The sequence below is a fragment of the Cumulibacter soli genome, assembly GCF_004382795.1.
GTDB lineage: Bacteria > Actinomycetota > Actinomycetes > Mycobacteriales > Antricoccaceae > Cumulibacter > Cumulibacter soli.
Genome location: NZ_SMSG01000015.1, coordinates 1 through 5,592 on the forward strand (window position 1 = coordinate 1; position 5,592 = coordinate 5,592).

General features: G+C 56.1%; 3 rRNA genes. All 3 read right to left on the reverse strand.

The window, feature by feature from the left end:
• Window positions 1-2: 2 nt before the first annotated feature.
• The 3 genes from rrf to E1H16_RS18290 all read right to left on the reverse strand — a co-directional run bounded on the left by rrf (window position 3) and on the right by E1H16_RS18290 (window position 5,326).
• Window positions 3-119: ribosomal RNA gene (rrf, locus tag E1H16_RS18280) — 5S ribosomal RNA — on the reverse strand.
• A gap of 168 nt (window positions 120-287) precedes the next feature.
• A 23S ribosomal RNA gene (locus tag E1H16_RS18285) occupies window positions 288-3,390 on the reverse strand.
• 414 nt (window positions 3,391-3,804) lie between these two features.
• Window positions 3,805-5,326, reverse strand: a 16S ribosomal RNA gene (locus E1H16_RS18290).
• The 16S, 23S and 5S rRNA genes sit together here, the layout of an rRNA operon.
• Window positions 5,327-5,592 lie beyond the last annotated feature (266 nt).

Below are 5,592 nucleotides of genomic sequence, written 5' to 3' on the forward strand. Positions count from 1 at the left end.
TTGTTCGGCGGCGTCCTACTCTCCCACACCCTCGCGAGTGCAGTACCATCGGCGCTGTAAGGCTTAGCTTCCGGGTTCGGAATGGGACCGGGCGTTTCCCTTACGCTATGACCACCGAAACACTATGGAGGAACACGACCCCCACCACGCCCCGCGTTCACGATGTAGTCGTGAACGCCGTTTGGTTGGCGTGGTACGGGTGACCGTACCTCGAGAGTTACACAGTGGACGCGGGCACAAGAACAATCAACAATTGCTTGCGCAAATAAATCTAATGATCATGCTTTGTGGTCAAGCCCTCGGACTATTAGTACTGGTCAGCTCCATGCATTACTGCACTTCCACTTCCAGCCTATCAACCCAGTGGTCTACTGGGATCCTTACCCCGTTAACCGGGTGAGAGCCCTCATCTTGAAGCCGGCTTCCCGCTTAGATGCTTTCAGCGGTTATCCGTACCGAACGTAGCCAACCAGCCGTGCTCCTGGCGGAACAACTGGCACACCAGAGGTTCGTCCGTCCCGGTCCTCTCGTACTAGGGACAGCCCTTCTCAAGACTCTTACGCGCACGGCGGATAGGGACCGAACTGTCTCACGACGTTCTAAACCCAGCTCGCGTACCGCTTTAATGGGCGAACAGCCCAACCCTTGGGAGCGACTCCACCCCCAGGATGCGACGAGCCGACATCGAGGTGCCAAACCATCCCGTCGATATGGACTCTTGGGGAAGATCAGCCTGTTATCCCCGGGGTACCTTTTATCCGTTGAGCGACACCGCTTCCACCAGCCAGTGCCGGGTCACTAGTCCCAGCTTTCGCTCCTGCTCGACATGTCTGTCTCACAGTCAAGCTCCCTTGTGCACTTGCACTCAACACCTGATTGCCAACCAGGCTGAGGGAACCTTTGGGCGCCTCCGTTACATTTTGGGAGGCAACCGCCCCAGTTAAACTACCCATCTGACACTGTCCCTGATCCGGATCACGGACCGAGGTTAGGAATCCAATTTAAACAGAGTGGTATTTCAACGACGACTCCACGAACACTGGCGTGCCCGCTTCACAGTCTCCCACCTATCCTACACAATCCAAACCGAACACCAATATCAAACTATAGTAAAGGTCCCGGGGTCTTTCCGTCCTGCCGCGCGTAACGAGCATCTTTACTCGTAGTGCAATTTCGCCGAGTCCATAGTTGAGACAGTCAAGAAGTCGTTACGCCATTCGTGCAGGTCGGAACTTACCCGACAAGGAATTTCGCTACCTTAGGATGGTTATAGTTACCACCGCCGTTTACTGGGGCTTAAATTCTGAGCTTCGCCCCAAAAGGGGCTAACCCGTCCTCTTAACCTTCCAGCACCGGGCAGGCGTCAGTCCGTATACATCGTCTTACGACTTCGCACGGACCTGTGTTTTTAGTAAACAGTCGCTTCTCGCTGGTCTCTGCGGCCACCACACGCTCCCACCGCACGGGTGTTCACGCGCCGTGGCCCCCCTTCTCCCGAAGTTACGGGGGCATTTTGCCGAGTTCCTTAACTATGGTTCACTCGATCGCCTTAGTATTCTCTACCTGACCACCTGAGTTGGTTTGGGGTACGGGCCGCTCAGAGCTCGCTAGAGGCTTTTCTCGACAGCATAGGATCATCCAATTCGCCTCATACGGCTATGCATCGGTTCTCACGTGCTAGCGGTGCGGATTTACCTACACCCACGCTTCGCCTTACTCCGGTACTACCACTCACCGGTAGGACTACCTTCCTGTGTCACCCCATCGCTTGGCTACTAGAAGTTCGGGTCACGCGCTCCCCACAATCATTCCCCGAAGGAAACGATCAAGGTTCGGGCGCTTAGCATCCCTCCGCTCACCATGGACGCTCATTCGCGGGTACGGGAATATCAACCCGTTATCCATCGACTACGCCTGTCGGCCTCGCCTTAGGTCCCGACTTACCCTGGGCGGATTAGCCTAGCCCAGGAACCCTTGGTCATCCGGCGGCAGAGTTTCTCACTCTGCTTTCGCTACTCATGCCTGCATTCTCACTCGTGTGGCGTCCACGACTGGCTCACGCCGCCGCTTCTCACCCCACACGACGCTCCCCTACCCATCCACGCCCCTGGCCGACGAATCGACAGGACATGCGTGAATGCCTTAGCTTCGGTGGTGTACTTGAGCCCCGCTACATTATCGGCGCAAAATCACTTGACCAGTGAGCTATTACGCACTCTTTCAAGGGTGGCTGCTTCTAAGCCAACCTCCTGGTTGTCTCTGCAACTTCACATCCTTTTCCACTTAGTACACGCTTAGGGACCTTAGCTGAAGATCTGGGCTGTTTCCCTCTCGACTATGAAGCTTATCCCCCACAGTCTCACTGCCACGCTCTCACTTACCGGCATTCGGAGTTTGGTTGACTTCGGTAAGCTGTTGGGCCCCCTAGGCCATCCAGTGCTCTACCTCCGGCAAGAAACGCGTGACGCTGCACCTAAATGCATTTCGGGGAGAACCAGCTATTACCGAGTTTGATTGGCCTTTCACCCCTAACCACAGGTCATCCCCTCAGTTTTCAACCTAAGTGGGTTCGGTCCTCCACGACGTCTTACCGTCGCTTCAACCTGCCCATGGCTAGATCACTCGGCTTCGGGTCTAGCGCATGCGACTCGATCGCTCTATTCGAACTCGGTTTCCCTACGGCTACCCCACACGGGTTAACCTCGCCACACACGACTAACTCGCAGGCTCATTCTTCAAAAGGCACGCTGTCACCCCTCAAGGCTCCAACGGCTTGTAAGCACACGGTTTCAGGTACTATTTCACTCCCCTCCCGGGGTACTTTTCACCATTCCCTCACGGTACTAATCCGCTATCGGTCATCAGGGAGTATTTAGGCTTATCGGGTGGTCCCGACAGATTCACAGCGAATTCCACGGGCTCGCTGCTACTTGGGTAACTACAAACGGAGATCACGGGTTTTCAGATACGGGGGTCTCACCCTCTACGCCAGCGCGCTCCACACGCTTTCTCCTAACCACGCAACTTTCTCACTCCGCGTCGCATCGGCAGACACAACACTGCAGCCCCCACGACCCCCAACACGCAACGCCTGCCGGCTATCACACGCGCTAGGTTTAGCCTCATCCGCTTTCGCTCGCCACTACTCACGGAATCGCGGTTGCTTTCTCTTCCTGTGGGTACTGAGATGTTTCACTTCCCCACGTTCCCTCCACACGCACTATGTGTTCATGCGCGGGTAACAGGACATGACTCCTGCTGGGTTTCCCCATTCGGACACCCTCGGATCACAGCTAGGTTGGCAGCTCCCCGAGGCTTATCGCAGCCTCCCACGTCCTTCATCGGCTCCTGATGCCAAGGCATCCACCGTGTGCCCTTATCAACTTGGCCACAAAGATGCTCGCGTCCACTGTGTAATTCTCAAACTACGGGCAACCCCGCCCCCACACCGACGCACACCACTACACCCACCCACAACAGGCAAGCCCAGCAGCAGTCCATCAAGGAAACGGTCCGCAACCCCCCGCCGCACCACCACGCACACGCAGCAGCACAACAAAAAGGGGGCCTCCACAAGGAACTCATCCGAGCCCTCAGGACCCAACAGCGTACTCTACAAACCCCCGCCAACCCGCACACTTTCCACGCCCACCCACAACAGGCAAGCAGTACTCACACACGAACCAACAAAGAAGCTCGAACTAGTCAATGTTCCACCCATGAGCCCCACCAGGGCATGAACATCCCTGAGCAGGCCTGGACCAGCACACCACCAACGCGATGCACCAGCCAGATGCTCCTTAGAAAGGAGGTGATCCAGCCGCACCTTCCGGTACGGCTACCTTGTTACGACTTAGTCCCAATCGCCAGTCCCACCTTCGACAGCTCCCTCCACAAGGGTTAGGCCACCGGCTTCGGGTGTTACCGACTTTCGTGACTTGACGGGCGGTGTGTACAAGGCCCGGGAACGTATTCACCGCAGCGTTGCTGATCTGCGATTACTAGCGACTCCGACTTCATGGGGTCGAGTTGCAGACCCCAATCCGAACTGAGACCGGCTTTCTGGGATTCGCTCCACCTCGCGGTATCGCAGCCCTTTGTACCGGCCATTGTAGTATGTTTGCAGCCCAAGACATAAGGGGCATGATGATTTGACGTCATCCCCACCTTCCTCCGAGTTGACCCCGGCGGTCTCCTATGAGTCCCCACCATCACGTGCTGGCAACATAGAACGAGGGTTGCGCTCGTTGCGGGACTTAACCCAACATCTCACGACACGAGCTGACGACAACCATGCACCACCTGTATACCGCCCAAAAGGACCCCGTATCTCTACGAGTTTTCGGTATATGTCAAGCCTTGGTAAGGTTCTTCGCGTTGCATCGAATTAAGCAACATACTCCGCCGCTTGTGCGGGCCCCCGTCAATTCCTTTGAGTTTTAGCCTTGCGGCCGTACTCCCCAGGCGGGGCGCTTAATGCGTTAGCTGCGGCACGGAAACCGTGGAATGGTCCCCACACCTAGCGCCCACCGTTTACGGCGTGGACTACCAGGGTATCTAATCCTGTTCGCTACCCACGCTTTCGCTCCTCAGCGTCAGTTAAAGCCCAGAGACCCGCCTTCGCCACCGGTGTTCCTCCTGATATCTGCGCATTTCACCGCTACACCAGGAATTCCAGTCTCCCCTGCTCCACTCTAGTCAACCCGTATCGACTGCAAGCCCAAGGTTAAGCCTCGGGATTTCACAGCCGACGTGATAAACCGCCTACGAGCTCTTTACGCCCAATAATTCCGGACAACGCTTGCGCCCTACGTATTACCGCGGCTGCTGGCACGTAGTTGGCCGGCGCTTCTTCTGCAGGTACCGTCACTTACGCTTCGTCCCTGCTGAAAGAGGTTTACAACCCGAAGGCCGTCATCCCCCACGCGGCGTCGCTGCATCAGGCTTTCGCCCATTGTGCAATATTCCCCACTGCTGCCTCCCGTAGGAGTCTGGGCCGTGTCTCAGTCCCAGTGTGACCGGTCGCCCTCTCAGGCCGGTTACCCGTCGAAGCCTTGGTAGGCCACTACCCCACCAACAAGCTGATAGGCCGCGGGCCCATCCCTAGCCGAAAAATCTTTCCACACACCACCATGCAGTAGCGCGTCATATCCAGTATTAGACGACGTTTCCATCGCTTATCCCAGAGCTAAGGGCAGGTTGCCCACGTGTTACTCACCCGTTCGCCGCTAAGTCACCCCAACCGAAGAAGGGGGCTTCGCTCGACTTGCATGTGTTAAGCACGCCGCCAGCGTTCGTCCTGAGCCAGGATCAAACTCTCCGTGAATGAATATAACCAACACCCCACAAAACACAGGGGCAATCAGTAACAAAACGAAGAACACCAACACGCACAAACACGCGCCGATGCACAAAATGACCACTGACAAAAACACACAATGCTGACCATCATGTGTAAATACCAAAGGAATCCCCAACACCAGAAAACAACACCCACAAAAGGCGCCATCCCCCAATGCCCGAGGACAATAAAAAAATTGGCACTGACTTTCAAGTACGCTGTTGAGTTCTCAAAGATCGGACGCACACCCA